The sequence below is a fragment of the Sphingomonas sp. TDK1 genome, from assembly GCF_001650735.1.
In the GTDB taxonomy this organism is placed as follows: Bacteria; Pseudomonadota; Alphaproteobacteria; order Sphingomonadales; family Sphingomonadaceae; genus Sphingomonas.
Genome location: NZ_LXVY01000045.1, coordinates 62,333 through 79,555 on the forward strand (window position 1 = coordinate 62,333; position 17,223 = coordinate 79,555).

The following is a 17,223-nucleotide window of genomic DNA, read 5'->3' on the forward strand; positions in this document are numbered from 1 at the left end:
GCATGACCATCTCCTCCACGATCGGCGCCGAGCGCCTGGCGCGACGCATGGCGCGCGGTTGCGAATTCCTGGGCAGCGAGGTTGCGATCCTCTGCGGCGCGATGTCGTGGGTGTCGGAACGCAATCTGGTCGCCGCCATTTCCAATGCCGGCGGTTTCGGCATGATCGCCTGTGGCGCGATGAGCCCCGAACTGCTCGACGCGGAAATCGCCGCGACCAAGGCGCTCACCGCCAAGCCGTTCGGCGTCAATCTGATCACCATGCACCCGCAGCTGTTCGACCTGATCGAGGTCTGCGCGCGGCACGAGGTCGGCCATGTCGTGCTTGCGGGCGGCCTGCCGCCGGCGGGTTCGCTCGACGCCATCAAGGGCCGGGGCGCCAAGCTGATCTGCTTCGCGCCGGCGCTCAGCCTGGCCAAGAAGCTGATCCGCTCGGGCGTCGACGCGCTGATCGTCGAAGGCATGGAGGCCGGCGGCCATATCGGCCCGGTCTCCACCAGCGTGCTCGCGCAGGAAATCCTGCCCGAGGTGGCGGAGCAGGTTCCCGTCTTCGTGGCGGGCGGCATCGGCCGCGGCGAAGCGATCGCCGGCTATCTCGACATGGGTGCGGCGGGCGTGCAGCTGGGCACGCGGTTCGCGGCGGCGACCGAGAGCATCGCCCATCCCAATTTCAAGAAGGCGTTCATCCGCGCCTCCGCCCGCGACGCGATCACCAGCGTGCAGATCGATCCGCGCCTGCCGGTGATCCCGGTCCGCGCGCTCAAGAACGCCGGCGGGGAAGCCTTTATCGTCAAGCAGCGCGAAGTGGCGCAGGCTCTGGACGAGGGCGGCGTGGCGATGGCCGAGGCGCAGTTGCAGATCGAGCATTATTGGGCCGGCGCGCTGCGCCGCGCGGTGATCGACGGCGATGTCGAGCATGGCAGCGTGATGGCGGGCCAGTCGGTCGGCATGGTCACCAAGGAAGAGCCGGTCGCGACGATCATCGAGACGCTGATGGCCGAAGCGGCGCATGCGCTGGAGAAGCGCGCGGCGTAAGGCTCTAATTCCTCCCCCCGCCTGCTGGGGGAGGGGGACCTGGTGGTGCCCGGGAGGATACGCTTTCCGCGCTTTTGCTGCGCACCCGGCTTGGCGGGGGTGCGCACAATCTGTTACCGCTGACATATGGCCTTGACCGCAGCCGCCTCCGCCCGAGAAATCCTCACCCGCCTGCACGACCTGATGGCGAAACGGCTGCCGGTCCAGTCGAAGCTCAACGCCGTCGTCAACATCATCGGCGAAGCGCTGCACAGCGAGGTCTGCTCGATCTACCTGCTGCGCGAAGGCGTGCTGGAGCTGTTCGCGACGCGGGGGCTGGCACAGGAAGCCGTGCACGTCACCAAGCTGGGGCTGGGCGAGGGGCTTGTCGGCACGATCGCCGCGCATGTCGAGACGCTCAACCTCGACGAGGCGACCAGCCACCCCAATTTCGTCCATAATCCCGAGACGGGCGAGGACCGTTTCCACAGCTTCGCGGGCGTGCCGATCATCCGGCGCGAACGGGCGGTGGGCGTGCTCGCCGTCCAGCATGTCGATCCGCGGCGCTATGCCGATATCGAGATCGAGGCGCTGCAGACCGTCGCGATGGTGCTTTCCGAGCTGATCGCCAATGCCGAACTGATCGATGCGGCGGGCGGCACCTCGACGCGCCTTCAGCCCACCGCCTCGGGCACGATCCGCGGCTTCCGGCTTGTCGAGGGCATGGCGCGCGGCGTCGCGGTGTTCCACCAGCCGCGCATCCTCATCGAACATACCGTTGCCGAGGATACGGAGGCGGAGCGCCACCGCGTCTATGCGGCGTTCGACAAGATGCGCGAGCAGATCGAGCGCATGACCAGCCAGGCCGAATTCGGCAGCGGCGGGGAGCATGAGGAGATCCTCGCCACCTACAAGATGTTCGCCTATGACGAAGGCTGGAGCCGCCGCATCAACGAGGCGATCGATTCCGGCCTGACCGCCGAGGCGGCGATCGAGCGCGTGCAGCAGCGCACCCGCCAGCGCATGCGCGAGATCGACGATCCGCTGCTCCGCGACCGGATGCACGATCTGGAGGACCTCTCCAACCGGCTGCTGCGTATCGTCTCGGGCCAGCTCGGCACCGCCGCACAGCTCGGGTTGCGGCAGGATTCAATCCTGATCGCGCGGAACCTGGGGCCCGCCGAGCTGCTCGAATATGACCGGCGCCGGCTCAAGGGCGTGGTGCTCGAGGAAGGTTCGCTGACTGCGCACGTCACCATCGTCGCGCGCGCGATGGGGGTGCCCGTGCTGGGCCGTGTCCGCGAGGTTCGCCGGGAAGTGGCCGAGGGGGACCTGCTGCTGCTCGACGTGGGCGAGGAAAGCGTGTTCGTCCGCCCGTCGCTCGCCATGGAGGAAGCGTTCGAGGCCAAGCTGGCGCTCAGCCAGAAGCGCCGCGCCGCCTTCGCCCAGCTGAAGAATGTCGCGCCGGTGACCAAGGATGGGCACCGGGTGACGGTGATGGTCAATGCCGGGCTGCGCGATGACGTGGCAGCGCTCGACCTTACCGGCGCCGACGGCATCGGCCTGTTCCGCACCGAGTTCCAGTTCCTCGTCTCCGCCACGCTGCCGCAGCGCGAGGCGCAGCGCCGGCTGTACCGCGACGTGCTGGAGACGGCGGGCGACCGGCCGGTGGTGTTCCGCACCGTCGACATCGGCGGCGACAAGGCGCTGCCCTATCTGAACCATGACGAGGATGGCGAGGAAGAGAATCCCGCCATGGGGTGGCGCGCGCTGCGCCTCGCGCTCGATCGCGACGGCCTGATGAAGGCGCAGGCCCGCGCGCTGATCGAGGCGGCGGCGGGGCGGACGCTCAACGTGATGTTCCCGATGGTATCGGAGCCCTGGGAGTTCGACGAGGCGCGCGCGCTGTTCGAGGCGCAGCATGCCTGGCTCGCCGCGCGCGGGCGCAAGCTGCCGAACGAGATCCGCTATGGCGCGATGCTGGAAGTACCGGCGCTGGCCGAGGTGCTGGACCTGCTGCTGCCCAAGCTGCAGTTCCTTTCGATCGGTACCAACGACCTGACGCAGTTCCTGTTCGCGGCCGACCGCGCGCACCCCAAGCTCGCGCTGCGCTATGACTGGCTCAGCCCGGCGATCCTGCGCTTCCTGAAGCGCGTCAGCGACCAGGCGCGGGCTGCGAACGTGCCGGTGGCGGTGTGCGGCGAGATGGGCGGGCGACCGCTGGAGGCGCTGGCGCTGATCGGCCTCGGCATCGACCGGCTATCGATCACGCCTGCCGCCGTCGGACCGATCAAGGCAATGCTGCGCACCCTGGATCGCACCGCGCTGCTCGCGGCCATGACCGAAATGCTGCGGCACCCCGAGGCGCCGCTGCGCGAGGTGCTGACGACATGGGCGGAGGCGCAGGGCGTCGAACTGGCCTGACCAGGCAAGCCAATCATTGCGCGGCGGCGTTGACAGTGGCACGGCCGGGAGGGCATCCCCTGCACGATAAGGCGGTCGTTCCAGGGTCTAACGCGTCCGCCGGAGGAAAGAATGCAAGGCGAAACGCCCGAAGAGTCCACCTCGTCCACCGTGCGCCCCGGCGAACGCCTGCGTGCCGCACGCGAAGCCTTGGGACTGGACCTGCCCGAGATCGCCGCGCGCACCCGCATCCCGCAGCGCCATCTCGAGGCGATCGAGCAGGGCACCTATTCGGGGCTGCCGTCGATCACCTATGCGACCGGTTTCGCCAAGGCCTATGCGCGGGCGGTGAATATCGACGAAGTCGCGATCGCCCGCGACGTGCGCGGCGAGCTGGGCCAGATCGAACGCCCCGTTCTCACCCCCGAATATCCGCTGCAGGAACCGTCGCGCGCAGCACCCGGCGGTATCGTGTGGTTCGGCGTCATCGTCGCGCTGGTGCTCGTGGCGGGCATCGGCATCTGGTACGGCACCAACTGGTTCCGCGGCGGCGCGGCGCAGGGCGACGGGGTTGCCCAGCAGTTCGAGGTCGCGCCTACCCCCACGCCGAGCGCGCCTGCTCCCGCGCCGAGCCCGACGGTTCCCGCCGTCGAGCATGTGACGCTGGTCGCACGCGGCCCGGCCTGGATCCGCGTGACCGACGCGACCGGCAAGCGGCTGGCCGAAAAGGAACTGACCGCCGGCGAGCGCTATGAAGTGCCCGACGACGCCGATCATCCGCGCGTCCGCACCGGCCGCCCGGACCAGCTGCAGGTCTTGCTGAACGGCAGCGAGATCGCACCGCTCGGCACAGAGGTAAAGGTCGTCGAGGCCGAACTGACCTCCGCGGCGCTCCGAGCACGCGGCCAGCCGGGCGCCACCCCTTCGCCGACGCCGGGCGCGGCGGCCGCGGCGGCCATGCCGCTGCGCGAACGCGCGCCGCGCCGTCGCGATCGCACGTCGCCCCCTTCGGAGGGCATCGCGACCCCGTCGGCGCCCACGGGCGGCACGACACCCGGCGGCGACACGCCGAACCCCTGAGGGGGTGGCGCAAGCGGGCGCCGCTTGGCTATAGCGGCGCCACGCCTCCGTTCCCCGGGGGGCGCTGAGGGAATTATCGACGATGCGTATTGCTCTCGCAGCGGCACTGGCCTTTGCCGCGTTCGGCTTCAACGGCTCCGCGATGGCGCAAGCCCAGGACGGCAATGTCGGCCAGCGCGTCGACAAGCTGGAGCGCGAGATGCGCGCGGTGCAGCGCAAGGTCTTCCCCGGCGGTGCCGGCATGACCGTGGAGCCCCAGATTACCCAGCAGGTCGACACGACCCCGCCGGGCGTACCCGCCACGACCCCGCTCGCCGACCTGACCGAGCGCGTCGCCGCCCTGGAAAGCCAGATCCAGACCATGACCGGCCAGATCGAGCAGAACCAGTATCGCCTGCGGCAGCTCGAAGAGTCGTTCGGCGCCTACAAGGCCGCGACCGATGCGCGGGTGAAGGCACTCGAGGCGCCGCCCGTCGCGACCGACGCCGCGCCGACCGACGGCGACGTCGCGGCCTCGGGGGATTCCGGGCCGGCGCCGGCACCGGCCACATCGGCCAGGCCGACCGGCGATCGCGCGGCCAAGGTGGCGGCGGTGGAGAAGCCGAGCACGGGGGATGCGGGCGAGGACCTGTACCTCTATGGCTTCCGCCTGTGGCAGGCGAAGCTCTATCCGGAAGCGGCCAAGGCGCTGGAGCAGTACAAGGCCAAATATCCGACCGGCAAGCGCGCCAGCTTTGCGCGCAACCTGCTCGGCCGCGCCTATCTCGACGATAACAAGCCCAGCCTCGCCGCGGTGGCGCTGTACGAGAACTATACTAAGGACCCGAACGGCGAACGCGCGCCGGACAGCCTCTATTATCTCGCCCAGGCGCTGGTGAAGCTGAACAAGCCCTCCGGCGAGGTCTGCAAGGTGTATGACGAGCTGAACAAGGTCTATGGCCCCGGGCTCTCGGCAGAAATGCGCGCTGGCGTCGCCAAGGGCCGTGCGGATCAGCGCTGCAAGTAACGCGTCGCCGATCGACGCAATCGCGGGCGCGACCGTCGCCCGCTTCCTCGCCGACTGGCGCGCGGTCGCCGGGCAGACACCCGGCGCCGGGGCACCGGTCGGCGTTGCCGTTTCGGGCGGCGCGGACAGCCTCGCATTGCTGCTGCTGGCGCGCGCGGCCTTCCCGGGCGGCGTCGTCGCGGCCACGGTCGATCATGGCTTGCGCACCGAATCCGCCCGGGAAGCCGCGTTCGTCGGCATGCTCTGCGCGCGTATCGGCGTGCCGCACGCCGTGCTTCCGCTTCGCCCCGAAATGCTGGTGCGCGGCAATCTCCAGGATCGCGCCCGCGCGATGCGCTATCGCGCCCTGGCCGATTGGGCAGCGACGTGCCGCGCGCCCTGGGTCGCGGTGGCGCACCAGCAGGACGATCTCGCCGAAACCTTCCTGCTGCGAGCCCGCCGCGGGGCCGGGCTGGGGGGCCTTGCCGCGATGCTGCCCAGCCGACCGCTTCGCGTCGCCGATTCCACCCTGCTCGTCCGGCCGCTGCTCGGCTGGTCCCGCACCGAGCTCGCAGCGATCGTCGATGCCGCCGGCATCGACGCCGTCGAGGATCCATCGAACCGGCATCCGCGCTTCGATCGCAGCCGCATCCGCAGCCTGCTTGCCGACAGCCCCGACCTGCCGCCCGCACGCCTCGCGCGCGCCGCGGCCAATCTGCGCGACGCCGAGACTGCGCTCGCATGGGTCATCGATCGGGAATGGCGCGCGCGCGCGGAGACCGCGGACGCCCAACTGCTCCTCGATCTGGACGGCCTGCCCGCCGAACTGCGCCGACGCCTGGTGGCTCGGGCGCTCAAGATGGTAAACGACGTCCCGCCTCCGCGCGGTTCCGGGCTTGACCGCCTCATCGCGGCGGTCGATGCCGGAGCGGTGGCGACATTGGCCGGAGTCGTGGTGCGGCCGGGGCCCCGCTGGCGCTTCGCACCAGCCCCCCCGCACCGATCACCGTGATCGACGTTGTTCCATTGTCATTAACGCCGCCATGCCTATCTTAGGGCTGGAAAGGTACCGGGTACACGATGAGCGAAAACGGCAAGCAGCAGGGTCCGGAAAACGGGGGGAACAACCCCTGGATGAAGAGCCTGCTCATCTGGGTGGGAATCCTCGCAGCCCTGGCGTTGTTCGTCACGCTGTTCGACACCCGCACCGCGCAGCCCACGGGCAATGCGATCCCCTATTCGACCTTCCTCGACAAGGTGCAGTCGGGCGATGTGAAGGACGTCAACATCTCGGTTGGCTCCGGCGTCATCACCGGTACCACCAGCGAGGGCAAGTTCCGCACGAACAACCCCGGCGACGCCAAGCTCGTCGAGACGCTGCGCGCCAAGGGCGTGGTGATGAACGCGCGTCCGGAAGATTCGCCGTCGATCTGGCAGTATATCCTCGTCCAGTCGCTGCCCTTCCTGCTCTTCCTCGGCATCGCCTTTTTCGTGCTGCGCCAGATGCAGAAGAATTCGGGCTCCGGCGCGATGGGCTTCGGCAAGAGCCGCGCCCGCCTGCTGACGCAGAAGGAAGGCAAGGTCACCTTCGACGACGTCGCGGGCATCGACGAGGCGCGCGACGAGCTGCAGGAAATCGTCGAGTTCCTCAAGGACCCGTCGAAGTTCGCACGGCTCGGCGGCAAGATCCCCAAGGGTGCGCTGCTGGTCGGCTCGCCCGGTACCGGCAAGACGCTGCTTGCCCGCGCGATCGCGGGCGAGGCGGGCGTGCCCTTCTTCACCATTTCGGGTTCGGACTTCGTCGAGATGTTCGTCGGCGTCGGCGCGAGCCGCGTCCGCGACATGTTCGAGCAGGCCAAGAAGTCGGCGCCGTGCATCGTCTTCATCGACGAAATCGACGCGGTCGGCCGTTCGCGCGGCGCAGGGCTGGGCAACCAGAATGACGAGCGCGAGCAGACGCTGAACCAGCTGCTGGTCGAGATGGACGGCTTCGAGGCGAACGAAGGCATCATCATCGTCGCCGCGACCAACCGCCCCGACGTGCTCGATCCGGCGCTGCTGCGTCCGGGCCGCTTCGACCGCCAGGTGCAGGTGCCGCGCCCCGATATCGAGGGCCGCGTGAAGATCCTGCAGGTCCATATGAAGAAGGTGCCGATCGCGCCCGACGTCGATGCCCGCGTAATTGCGCGCGGCACGCCGGGCTTTTCGGGTGCCGATCTCGCCAACCTCGTCAACGAGGCGGCGCTGCTCGCGGCCCGTCGCGGCAAGCGGCTGGTGGCGGCGCAGGAATTCGACGATGCCCGCGACAAGGTGCTGATGGGTGCCGAGCGCCGCAGCATGGTGATGACCGACGACGAGAAGCGGATGACCGCCTATCACGAAGCCGGCCACGCCCTGGTGTTCGCGCACGAGCCGACCGCCGATCCGATCCACAAGGCGACGATCATCCCGCGCGGCTTTGCGCTGGGCATGGTGCAGCCGCTGCCGGAGCGCGATTCGTACAGCTATCACCGCGACAAGATGCACGCCGATATCGCCGTGGCGTTCGGCGGCCGCGTCGCCGAGGAACTGATCTTCGGCTATGACAAGGTCAGCTCGGGCGCCTCGAACGACATCATGCAGGCGACCCGTCTCGCCCGCGCGATGGTCACCAAATGGGGCCTGTCGGACACGCTGGGCCCGCTCGACTTCTCCGAAAGCGAGGACAGCTTCACCGGCTATTCGGTGCAGCGATCCAAGCCGATGTCGGACGAGACGGCGCGCATGATCGACGCCGAGGTGAAGCGCTTCGTCGAGAAGGGCCTTAACCGCGCGCGGCAGATCCTGGGCGACCATACCGACCAGCTCCACACCATCGCGCTGGCGCTGCTCGAATATGAGACGCTGACCGGCGAGGAGATCAAGAAGCTGATCGCCGGGGAGACGCTGGATCGCGGCGATCCCACCGGCACGCCGGGCATGCCGGCGGTGGGCGGCACCTCGATCCCCAAGACGCGCAAGCTCAAGGATCCGTTCGGCAATCCGGCACCGCAGGGGGCGTGAGCCCTCCGGCAGCGCTAGGGCCAGCGTCGCTAGGATAGAAAACGCTCCCGGGACCCCTTCCCGGGAGCGTTTTTCCTATGCGACGACGGTTTCTGGCCGCGGGCGGACGGATGCTCATGGCGGCGCCCGCGCAGACGATGAGCGTGGCCGAGTTTCTCGCCAAGGGGCACGCGCTCCAGGCCAAGGGTGCGATGGCGATGGTCTCGTCGGACATCGGCCTGCTGAAGCAGGAGATCAACGGCGCTTCCACCGCCTATCGCGGCAACCTTGCGGCGGCGGCCGCGGCGGGCAGGAAGCCGAGCAGCTGCCCTCGCCCAAGGGCACGGTGAAGATGGGCAGCAACGACCTGATCGCAGCGTTCGAGAAGATACCGCCGGCGCAGCGGGGGACCAGCGTCAGGGCCGCCTTCGCTGCCATGATGCAGCAGCGTTTCCCCTGCGCCTGATCCGTCAGGCGTGCGACTCCATCCGCCTTGCCTCAGGTGCCTGCACAGGGCTGCGCGGTTACAGCAGGCCGAGCCCCGCCAGCTCTCCCATCAGCGACGCGGGCAGCGTGTCGACGCCGCCGTCCGAATCGCTCAGGTCCGGCGGCGCATCGGTTGCTTCCAGATAGCGCCAGCCCTGGTGCGCGCGCTTCGGTCGCGCCTGGACGAGGATCAGCTGCGGTTCGAGGAGGATGGCGGTGCGCCCCCCTTCCGCTTCGCCGAAGCCCAGGATCGGCGAGCGGCCGATCAGCTGGTGCTTGAGGATCCAGAATAGCGAGCCGCCGTCGATTTCCGCATGCCGCTTCGGCAGATAGCGCGTGGTGAGGGCGACGCCCCCGAGGGCGGCACGCGCCTCCAGCCGGGCACGAAGGACGTCGACGCTGTCGCAGGCAAAGGCGACCTTGGTGAGATGGAGTGGCACGCAGGGGATTTGGGCGGTCCGTGCCCCGCGATCAAGTCAGCTGCCGAGGCCGACAAGCGTCGCGAGACCCAGGAACGAGAAGAACCCCATCACGTCGGTCATCATCGTCACGAACACCGCCGAGGCGACCGCCGGATCGACGCGCAGCCGATCGAGGGTCACCGGGATCAGCACGCCTGCCATGCCGGCGATCAGATTGTTGATCACCATCGCCATCGCGATCACCGCTGCCAGCCAGGGGATGCCGTAGATCAGCATGGTACCCGCGCCGATCGCCAGTCCGAGCGACAGGCCGTTGGCCGCGGCGATGCGCAGCTCGCGCAGGATCATGCGAATGGTGTTCGATTCGGTCAGCTGGTTCGTCGCGATCGCCCGCACCACCACCGCCAGCGTTTGCGTGCCCGCATTGCCGCCCATGCCGGAGACGATCGGCATCAGCACCGCCAGCAACGCGAACTTGGCGATCTCCCCCTGGAACAGCCCCACCACCGATGCCGCGAGGATCGCGGTGCCGAGGTTGACGAACAGCCAGGTCAGGCGCGTCTTGACCGTCAGCAGCACCGGCTCGTTGATGTCGCCCTCGCCGGCGCCGGAGAGGCGGAGAATATCCTCGCCGGCTTCCTGCGAGATGATGTGGACGATGTCGTCCACCGTGATCATGCCGACCAGCCGCCCGCTCAGATCCACCACCGCCGCCGAGATCAGCGCGTATTTCTGGAAGCGCAGCGCGACTTCCTCCTGGTCCATGTCGACCGGGATCAGGGTCTGCTCGCGCTTCATCACGTCGCTGATCGTGATGCCGCGCGGGGTGCGCAGGATCCAGGAGAGCTCGCAGGTGCCGATCGGCTTGTGCGAGGGATCGACGACGAAGATTTCCCAGAAGTCCGTGGTCAGCGAATCATTGCCGCGCAGGTAATCCAGGACATGACCGACGGTCCAATGCTCGGGCACCGCGATCAGCTCGCGCTGCATCAGGCGGCCGGCGGACTCCTCGGGGTAGGACAGCGCCTCTTCGATCGCGGCGCGATCGTCGGGGTCGAGCGCGCGGAGCACCTCGCGCTGGTCCTCGACATCCATGTCCTCGATGATCGCGACGGCGTCGTCGGTATCGAGCTCGGCGGCGAGGTCGGCGACCTGGTGCGGCTCCAGCGCGTCGACCAGCGCCTCGCGCACCCAGTCGTTCATCTCGGCGAGCACGTCGCCGTCGATCAGGTCGGAGATGGCGGTAACGACGTCCGCGCGCTGCTCCGACGGGACCAGCTCGATCAGGTCGGCGATATCGGCGGGGTGGAGCGGCGCGACCAGCGCATGCGCGGCCTCGTTGTCGCCTTCGTCGACCGCGTCCAGAACCGCGCTGACGAATTCGGGCTTCAGCCGATCGTCCTCGTCCAGCTGGCTCTCTGGCGCGGTGGCCTCTTCGTGCAGTTCGGTCTCGCTCACCGTCCGACCTCCCGTGCTGCGGCTCTTGTCGCGGCGCTGCCATCCCCAGCGCGGATTTGCAAGTCGGCAGCGCACCGCTTAGGGCTTCGTTCCAGTTTTAGAGAAGAGGTGCCCCATGGCCGAACCCACGACGCTCATACTCACGCTCGATACCGGCGATGTTCGCATTCGCCTTCGTCCCGACCTGGCGCCCAAGCATGTGGAGCGCATCGCCGGCCTTGCTGACGAAGGCTTCTATGACGGCGTGGTCTTCCACCGCGTGATCGACGGTTTCATGGCGCAGGGCGGCGATCCCTCGGGCACCGGCATGGGCGGTTCGGACAAGCCGGATCTCGCCCAGGAATTCTCGAAGGAGCGCCATGCGCGCGGCGTCTGCTCCATGGCGCGTACGATGAACCCGAACAGCGCCAACTCGCAGTTCTTCATCTGCCTCGACGATGCCAGCTTCCTCGACGGCCAGTACACCGTCTGGGGCGAAGTGGTCGAAGGCATGGAGCATGTCGACGCGCTCCCCAAGGGCGAGCCGCCCGCGAGCCCCGGCAAGATCGTCAAGGCGCGCACCGAGGCTTGATGCTGCAAGACCCTCTTCTCGCCGGGGAGGGGGGGCCCGTCGGCGCGGGCGGGGCGGGAGCGGGGCAATCGTCTATTGCCTCGCTTCACGCATCATCGAATGGCGCGCCCGACGAGCCCCGCGGTGCGCGCTCCCTCCGAATGACGCTCATCTTGCAAACCATTCGCAATCTCAATAATCCCTAAAAGGGTGGATTTCGCGCGCGCGCTGTGCTTATGCGGGCGCGATCCTTTCCCCGTTCCCTTGAAAAGGCGGACTGCTCCCATGAACATCCACGAATATCAGGCCAAGGAACTGCTCGCGAAGTTCGGCGTGCCCGTGCCGGCCGGCTTTGCCGCGATGAGCGTCGAAGAGGCCGTCGAAGCCTCGAAGAAGCTGCCTGGGCCGCTCTATGTCGTGAAGGCGCAGATCCATGCCGGCGGCCGCGGCAAGGGCAAGTTCAAGGAACTGCCGGCCGAAGCCAAGGGCGGTGTCCGCCTCGCCAAGACCGAGGACGAAGTCCGTCACGCCGCGACCGAGATGCTCGGCAACACGCTGGTGACGATCCAGACCGGCGCTGCCGGCAAGCAGGTCAACCGCCTGTACGTCACCGACGGTGTCGACATCGCCAAGGAATTCTACCTCGCGCTGCTGGTCGATCGCGCCACCGGCCGCGTCGCCTTCGTCGTCTCGACCGAAGGCGGCATGGACATCGAAACCGTCGCGCATGACACGCCGGAGAAGATCCACACCTTCGACGTCGATCCCGCGACCGGCTTCATGCCGCACCACGGCCGCGCCGTCGCCAAGGCGCTCGGCCTTGAGGGCGATCTCGCCAAGCAGGCGCAGAGCCTGGCCGGCAAGGTGTACGACACCTTCCTCGGCACCGATGCCTCGCAGATCGAGATCAACCCGCTCGCCGTCACCGACGACAACAAGCTGATGGTGCTCGACGCCAAGGTCGGCTTCGATTCGAACGCGATGTACCGTCACAAGGACCTGATGGAGCTGCGCGACGAGACCGAAGAGGATCCGATGGAGCTCGAGGCGTCGAAGTACGACCTCGCCTATATCAAGCTCGACGGCGACATCGGCTGCATGGTCAACGGCGCCGGCCTGGCGATGGCGACGATGGACATCATCAAGCTGAACGGCATGTTCCCGGCCAACTTCCTCGATGTCGGCGGCGGCGCCAACAAGGAGAAGGTCACCGCGGCGTTCAAGATCATCCTGAGCGATCCGGCGGTGAAGGGCATCCTGGTCAACATCTTCGGCGGCATCATGCGCTGCGACATCATCGCCGAGGGCATTGTCGCGGCCGCCAAGGAAGTGAACCTCTCGGTGCCGCTGGTCGTCCGCCTCGAAGGCACCAACGTCCAGCAGGGCAAGGACATCCTGGCCAATTCCGGTCTGCCGATCGTCGCCGCCAACGACCTGGGCGATGCCGCCCAGAAGATCGTGGCGGAGGTCAAGAACGCGGCGTGAGCGACGCGGCCGCCTCGGCTGTGAAGACGGTCGATGGCGGCTGCCGCTGCGGCCGCGTGCGGTTCCGGGTGACGGGCGATGCGCTCGTCACCATGGCCTGCCACTGCACCGGCTGCCAGCGCATGACCGCCAGCGCCTATTCGCTGAGCGGCCTCTACCCGGCGGAAGCGTTCGCGGTGACGCAAGGCGAACCCGTACTCGGCGGCCTGCACGGCGCCACCCGGCATTTCTTCTGCGAGCATTGCAAAAGCTGGCTGTTCACCCGGCCCGAGGGTCTGGACGCCTTCGTGAACATTCGCACGACGATGCTCGATGCGCCGATGTCCGCCCCGCCCTTCCTCGAGACCTGGACCGAGGAGGCGCTGCCCTGGGCCGAGACTGGCGCTTCGTACAGCTATCCAAAATTCCCGCCTCCGGAATCCTTCGGCACGCTGATCCCTGCGTACGCCGAATCGCTTGCGAGCGGTTGACGTTCGCGTAAACGTAACCCAATTGGCAGGGGATAGCCCTGACAGACAGGAAGGATGCGAATGAAGGTCCTGGTACCGGTCAAGCGCGTGCTTGATTACAACGTGAAGCCCCGCGTGAAAGCGGACGGGACGGGCGTCGATCTGGCGAACGTCAAGATGAGCATGAACCCCTTCGACGAGATCGCGATCGAGGAAGCGGTGCGGCTGAAGGAGAAGGGCGCGGCGACCGAGATCGTCGTCGTCACGATCGGGGTCGCCAAGGCGGAAACCGATGTGCTGCTGACCGCGCGCGCGATGGGTGCCGATCGCGGCATCCTGATCCAGACCGACGAGACGGTGGAGCCGCTGGCGGTGGCCAAGCTGCTCGCCAAGGTCGCGGAAGAGGAGCAGCCCGGGCTGATCATCCTCGGCAAGCAGGCGATCGACGACGATTCGAACCAGACCGGCCAGATGCTCGCCGCGCTGCTCGGCTGGGCGCAGGGCACCTTCGCCTCGAAGGTCGAGATCGCCGGTGACCGCGTGCATGTGACGCGCGAGATCGACGGTGGGCTTGAGACCGTGGACCTCAAGCTGCCCGCGATCGTCACCACCGATCTGCGCCTCAACGAGCCGCGCTATGCGACGCTGCCGAACATCATGAAGGCGAAGACCAAGCCGGTCGCGAAGAAGACCGTCGCCGACTATGGCGTCGACATCACGCCGCGCCTCACGACGCTGAAGGTCGTCGAGCCGGCCAAGCGCCAGGCCGGCATCAAGGTGGGTTCGGTCGACGAACTGGTCGAGAAGCTCAAGGGCATGGGAGTCGCGTGATGAAGACGCTGGTTTGGGTCGAACACGACAATCAGAGCGTCAAGGACGCGACGCTCTCCACCGTCACCGCAGCTGCCAAGCTGGGGGAAGTGCATCTGCTCGTCGCCGGCAAGGGCGTTTCGGGCGTGGCGGAAGCCGCCGCGCAGATCGCCGGCGTGGGCAAGGTCCATGTCGCCGATGATGCCGCGTATGAGCATTTCCTCGCCGAGAATGTCGCGCCGCTGATCGTCCAGCTGATGGATGCCCACGACGCCGTGCTGTTCCCGGCGACCACCACGGGCAAGAATGTGGCACCGCGCATCGCCGCCGCGCTCGACGTGATGCAGATCTCGGACATCCTCTCGGTCGAGGGTGCGGACACCTTCACCCGGCCGATCTATGCCGGCAACGCGATCGCTACCGTGCAAACCAGCGACAAGAAGCTGGTGATCACCGTGCGCGGCACCGCGTTCGACAAGGCGGCGACGACCGGCGGCAGCGGCACGGTGGAAGCCGTCGCAGTCGCAGGCGACAAGGGTCTCTCGACCTTCGTCGGCGCCGAGATCGCCGCCTCGGAGCGGCCGGAGCTGACCAGCGCCAAGATCATCGTCTCGGGCGGTCGCGCACTCGGCTCGTCGGAGCAGTTCCACGCGCTGATCGATCCGCTGGCCGACAAGCTCGGTGCCGCGGTCGGTGCCAGCCGCGCGGCGGTCGACGCGGGCTATGCGCCGAACGACTATCAGGTCGGCCAGACCGGCAAGATCGTCGCGCCGCAGGTCTATGTCGCGGTCGGCATCTCGGGGGCGATCCAGCACCTCGCCGGCATGAAGGATTCGAAGACGATCGTCGCGATCAACAAGGACGAGGACGCCCCCATCTTCCAGGTGGCGGATATCGGCCTGGTCGGCGACCTGTTCACGCTGGTGCCGGAGCTGACCGACAAGCTCTGAGCCGGTGACCTTCAAGGAAAAGGGCGGTCCACCGATGGTGTGACCGCCCTTTTTCGTAGGTTGGTTGAGGTGATAGGCCCGCCGGCAAGAAGGGTCGCCGGCGGGCCGGGGCCTCGCCCAAAGGGGGGAGCGCGCGAGACCCCTCGACAGCCTCAGGGCATGAGGACGCTGTCGATCACGTGGATCACGCCGTTCGACTGGTTGACGTCGGCGATGGTGATCTTGGCCTTGCCGCCCTTGGCGTCCTGGATCCACCAGCCGCCGCTCGGGCCCTTCATGATCGTGATCGGCTCCCCCTCGACCGTGGTCAGCGTCGCCTTGCCGCCATGCGCCTTGGCGTTCGCGGCGATCTGCGCCGCGCTCATCTTGCCGGCGACGACATGGTAGGTGAGGATCTTGGTCAGCGTCGCCTTGTTCTCGGGCTTCACCAGCGTGTCGACGGTGCCGGCGGGCAGCTTGGCGAAGGCGGCGTTGGTCGGCGCGAAGACGGTGAAGGGGCCCGGACCCGACAGCGTCTCCACCAGGCCGGCAGCCTTCACGGCGGCGACCAGCGTGGTGTGGTCCTTCGAGTTCACCGCATTCTGGACGATGTTCTTGGTCGGATACATCGCGGCACCCCCGACCATCGGGAATTTCTGCACGGCGGCAACCGCGCCGGTGGCGAGCAGCGCGGCACCGACGATTCCGGTGACCGAGGCGAGACGGGTCTTGCGCATCTTCTAGCTTCCTCTTGCTACGCACCCCTCTTTTGCGGAGATGCGTGGGAGCTACGGGGGGCGCCGCCCCCCGGATGCAGCGACTCTTAAAGAATCGTGATTTTTCCTGCCGCGACCGGCGGGCCGCTGGGGCCGGCATGCGGCGCGGTGGCGGCGTCTTCCATCGTCACCGCCAGCGTAGCGCCCTCGGCAAGCAGCTGGCGATGCGCCGGCGCCACCGCCATGTCGCGATTGCCCTGCGAAGCGACCAGGCCCAGCGACACCGGCTTGCCCCCCGCCGGGATCACCCACAGCTCGGGCGCGCGGCGGCTGGACGGCATCGCCTCGGTACGGACGTGGAGCATGCCCTGCTCGGCATCATAGCGCGCCGCAAAGGCCGCGCCCGCCGTGCCGGTGATCTGCGCGACGACGACCGGCGGCGGCGGCAGCACCACCGGCTGCGGCACCGGGCGGAGCAGCAGGATCGCGAGCAGCACCGCCGCGGCCGCGCTCGTGGCGATCGCCGTCGCGCGCCAGCGCCGCAGCGCGACGACCGCGCCGTGCGCCTCGCCGGGCAGTCGCGCCTCGATCCGCTCCCACAGCCCGGCCGGGGCGGCCACGTCGACCCCGCCGAGCGCCAGCGGCGCGAAATCGAGCACCCAGCGCTCCACCGCTACGGCGAATGCAGGGTCCGCGAGCTGGCGCCGACGCGCGGCGGCGAGATCGTCTCCCTCCAGCAGCCCCAAGGCCAGCTCGGCAGCAAGCGCGATATCTTCCTCTTCGGGGCGCAGCGGCTCAGCCATCGCCGAGGCACCCGCGCAATTGCAGCAGTCCGCGCCGGATCCAGCTCTTCATCGTGCCCAGCGGCACCGCGGCAGCGGCGGCGAGTTCGGGATAGGTGCGGCCCTGGAAGAAGGCGGCGCGGATCGCCCCACGCGGCTTTTCGTCCAGCGCTTCGATACAGTCGAAGATACGCGCCTGCGTCTCCCCCGCTTCGAGCAGCGCCTCGGCGGTAGGGCGGCCATCGGCAAGCTCCAGCGCCGCCTCGACCGGGGCGGTCTCGCGCAACCCGCGCGCACGACGCCAGTCGATCGCGGTGTTGCGGGCAATCGTGCACAGCCAGGTGATGGGGCTGGCGCGCGACGCATCAAAGCGCCCTGCCCGATCCCAAACCTTCAGATACACGTCCTGCATCACATCCTCTGCGGCCTCGCGGTCCTGGCAGATACGGAGGCAGACGCCCATCAGCTTCGCCGCTGTCAGATCATAGACGGTTTTTAGCGCCTTGCGGTCACCGCCCGCGACCTCGCCAAGCGCGTGAGCGAGCCGGGCTCGCGCGCCGTCGCCGGCCGAAGGGATGGGAGAAGCCACGCGCGCAACCTAGCGTATCGCGCAGGCAGGGCAAGCCGGCGTGAT

The 17,223-nt window shown here is 68.2% G+C and carries 17 protein-coding genes; 12 read left to right on the forward strand and 5 right to left on the reverse strand.

Features of this window, described 5'->3' with window-relative positions; all coding sequences use genetic code 11:
- Window positions 1–2 precede the first annotated feature (2 nt).
- The 7 genes from A7X12_RS21895 to A7X12_RS21925 all read left to right on the forward strand — a co-directional run bounded on the left by A7X12_RS21895 (window position 3) and on the right by A7X12_RS21925 (window position 8,852).
- The gene (locus tag A7X12_RS21895) at window positions 3–1,034 is read left to right on the forward strand and encodes an NAD(P)H-dependent flavin oxidoreductase (protein ID WP_198162147.1); all 1,032 of its coding nucleotides are present in this window, start codon (window positions 3–5) and stop codon (window positions 1,032–1,034) included.
- 126 nt (window positions 1,035–1,160) lie between these two features.
- Window positions 1,161–3,437 (forward strand): phosphoenolpyruvate--protein phosphotransferase, encoded by a 2,277-nt coding sequence (gene ptsP / locus A7X12_RS21900; RefSeq protein ID WP_064313578.1) that lies wholly within the window; start codon window positions 1,161–1,163, stop codon window positions 3,435–3,437.
- Window positions 3,438–3,548: 111 nt separating this feature from the next.
- Entirely contained in the window at window positions 3,549–4,496 is a 948-nt protein-coding gene (locus A7X12_RS21905) for a helix-turn-helix domain-containing protein (protein ID WP_064313579.1), read from the forward strand.
- Window positions 4,497–4,578: 82 nt separating this feature from the next.
- Window positions 4,579–5,502, forward strand: a complete 924-nt coding sequence (locus A7X12_RS21910; RefSeq protein WP_064313580.1) for an outer membrane protein assembly factor BamD — start codon at window positions 4,579–4,581, stop codon at window positions 5,500–5,502.
- The gene (gene tilS / locus A7X12_RS21915; protein WP_084445917.1) at window positions 5,480–6,493 is read left to right on the forward strand and encodes a tRNA lysidine(34) synthetase TilS; all 1,014 of its coding nucleotides are present in this window, start codon (window positions 5,480–5,482) and stop codon (window positions 6,491–6,493) included. The genes A7X12_RS21910 and tilS overlap by 23 nt, the downstream gene beginning before the upstream one ends.
- A 68-nt stretch (window positions 6,494–6,561) precedes the next feature.
- Entirely contained in the window at window positions 6,562–8,523 is a 1,962-nt protein-coding gene (ftsH, locus tag A7X12_RS21920; protein WP_064313581.1) for an ATP-dependent zinc metalloprotease FtsH, read from the forward strand.
- A gap of 77 nt (window positions 8,524–8,600) precedes the next feature.
- Window positions 8,601–8,852 (forward strand): hypothetical protein, encoded by a 252-nt coding sequence (locus A7X12_RS21925; protein WP_232318644.1) that lies wholly within the window; start codon window positions 8,601–8,603, stop codon window positions 8,850–8,852.
- 174 nt (window positions 8,853–9,026) lie between these two features.
- On the opposite strand, the gene A7X12_RS21930 is transcribed toward A7X12_RS21925, so the two are convergent.
- Together A7X12_RS21930 and mgtE are read right to left on the reverse strand one after the other, a co-directional pair.
- On the reverse strand, window positions 9,027–9,428 hold the full coding sequence (locus tag A7X12_RS21930) for a DUF1489 family protein (RefSeq protein WP_064313582.1): 402 nt from the start codon (window positions 9,426–9,428) through the stop codon (window positions 9,027–9,029).
- Between the two features lie 36 nt (window positions 9,429–9,464).
- Complete coding sequence (mgtE, locus tag A7X12_RS21935; protein ID WP_064313648.1) at window positions 9,465–10,868, reverse strand: magnesium transporter; 1,404 nt, start codon at window positions 10,866–10,868, stop codon at window positions 9,465–9,467.
- 115 nt (window positions 10,869–10,983) lie between these two features.
- Here mgtE and A7X12_RS21940 point away from each other — a divergent pair, with 115 nt between their 5' ends.
- The 5 genes from A7X12_RS21940 to A7X12_RS21960 all read left to right on the forward strand — a co-directional run bounded on the left by A7X12_RS21940 (window position 10,984) and on the right by A7X12_RS21960 (window position 15,112).
- Window positions 10,984–11,439 carry a peptidylprolyl isomerase gene (locus A7X12_RS21940; protein WP_064313583.1) on the forward strand — a complete coding sequence of 152 codons (456 nt, stop codon included), beginning with the start codon at window positions 10,984–10,986 and terminating at the stop codon, window positions 11,437–11,439.
- Between the two features lie 264 nt (window positions 11,440–11,703).
- Window positions 11,704–12,903, forward strand: a complete 1,200-nt coding sequence (gene sucC, locus A7X12_RS21945; protein ID WP_064313584.1) for an ADP-forming succinate--CoA ligase subunit beta — start codon at window positions 11,704–11,706, stop codon at window positions 12,901–12,903.
- A complete protein-coding gene (locus A7X12_RS21950) occupies window positions 12,900–13,373 on the forward strand; it encodes a GFA family protein (protein WP_064313585.1) in 474 nt (157 codons plus the stop codon). The genes sucC and A7X12_RS21950 overlap by 4 nt, the downstream gene beginning before the upstream one ends.
- 60 nt (window positions 13,374–13,433) lie before the next feature.
- A complete protein-coding gene (locus A7X12_RS21955; RefSeq protein WP_064313586.1) occupies window positions 13,434–14,183 on the forward strand; it encodes an electron transfer flavoprotein subunit beta/FixA family protein in 750 nt (249 codons plus the stop codon).
- Window positions 14,183–15,112 carry an electron transfer flavoprotein subunit alpha/FixB family protein gene (locus tag A7X12_RS21960; RefSeq protein WP_064313587.1) on the forward strand — a complete coding sequence of 310 codons (930 nt, stop codon included), beginning with the start codon at window positions 14,183–14,185 and terminating at the stop codon, window positions 15,110–15,112. Before A7X12_RS21955 ends, A7X12_RS21960 begins: the two co-directional genes overlap by 1 nt.
- A gap of 152 nt (window positions 15,113–15,264) precedes the next feature.
- Here the strand turns inward: A7X12_RS21960 and A7X12_RS21965 are convergent, their stop codons facing one another.
- From A7X12_RS21965 to A7X12_RS21975, 3 genes are all read right to left on the reverse strand, one after another.
- Entirely contained in the window at window positions 15,265–15,828 is a 564-nt protein-coding gene (locus A7X12_RS21965) for a fasciclin domain-containing protein (protein ID WP_064313588.1), read from the reverse strand.
- Window positions 15,829–15,914: 86 nt separating this feature from the next.
- Window positions 15,915–16,610 carry an anti-sigma factor gene (locus A7X12_RS21970; protein ID WP_064313589.1) on the reverse strand — a complete coding sequence of 232 codons (696 nt, stop codon included), beginning with the start codon at window positions 16,608–16,610 and terminating at the stop codon, window positions 15,915–15,917.
- A complete protein-coding gene (locus A7X12_RS21975; RefSeq protein WP_064313590.1) occupies window positions 16,603–17,178 on the reverse strand; it encodes a sigma-70 family RNA polymerase sigma factor in 576 nt (191 codons plus the stop codon). Before A7X12_RS21975 ends, A7X12_RS21970 begins: the two co-directional genes overlap by 8 nt.
- Between the last annotated feature and the right edge of the window lie 45 nt (window positions 17,179–17,223).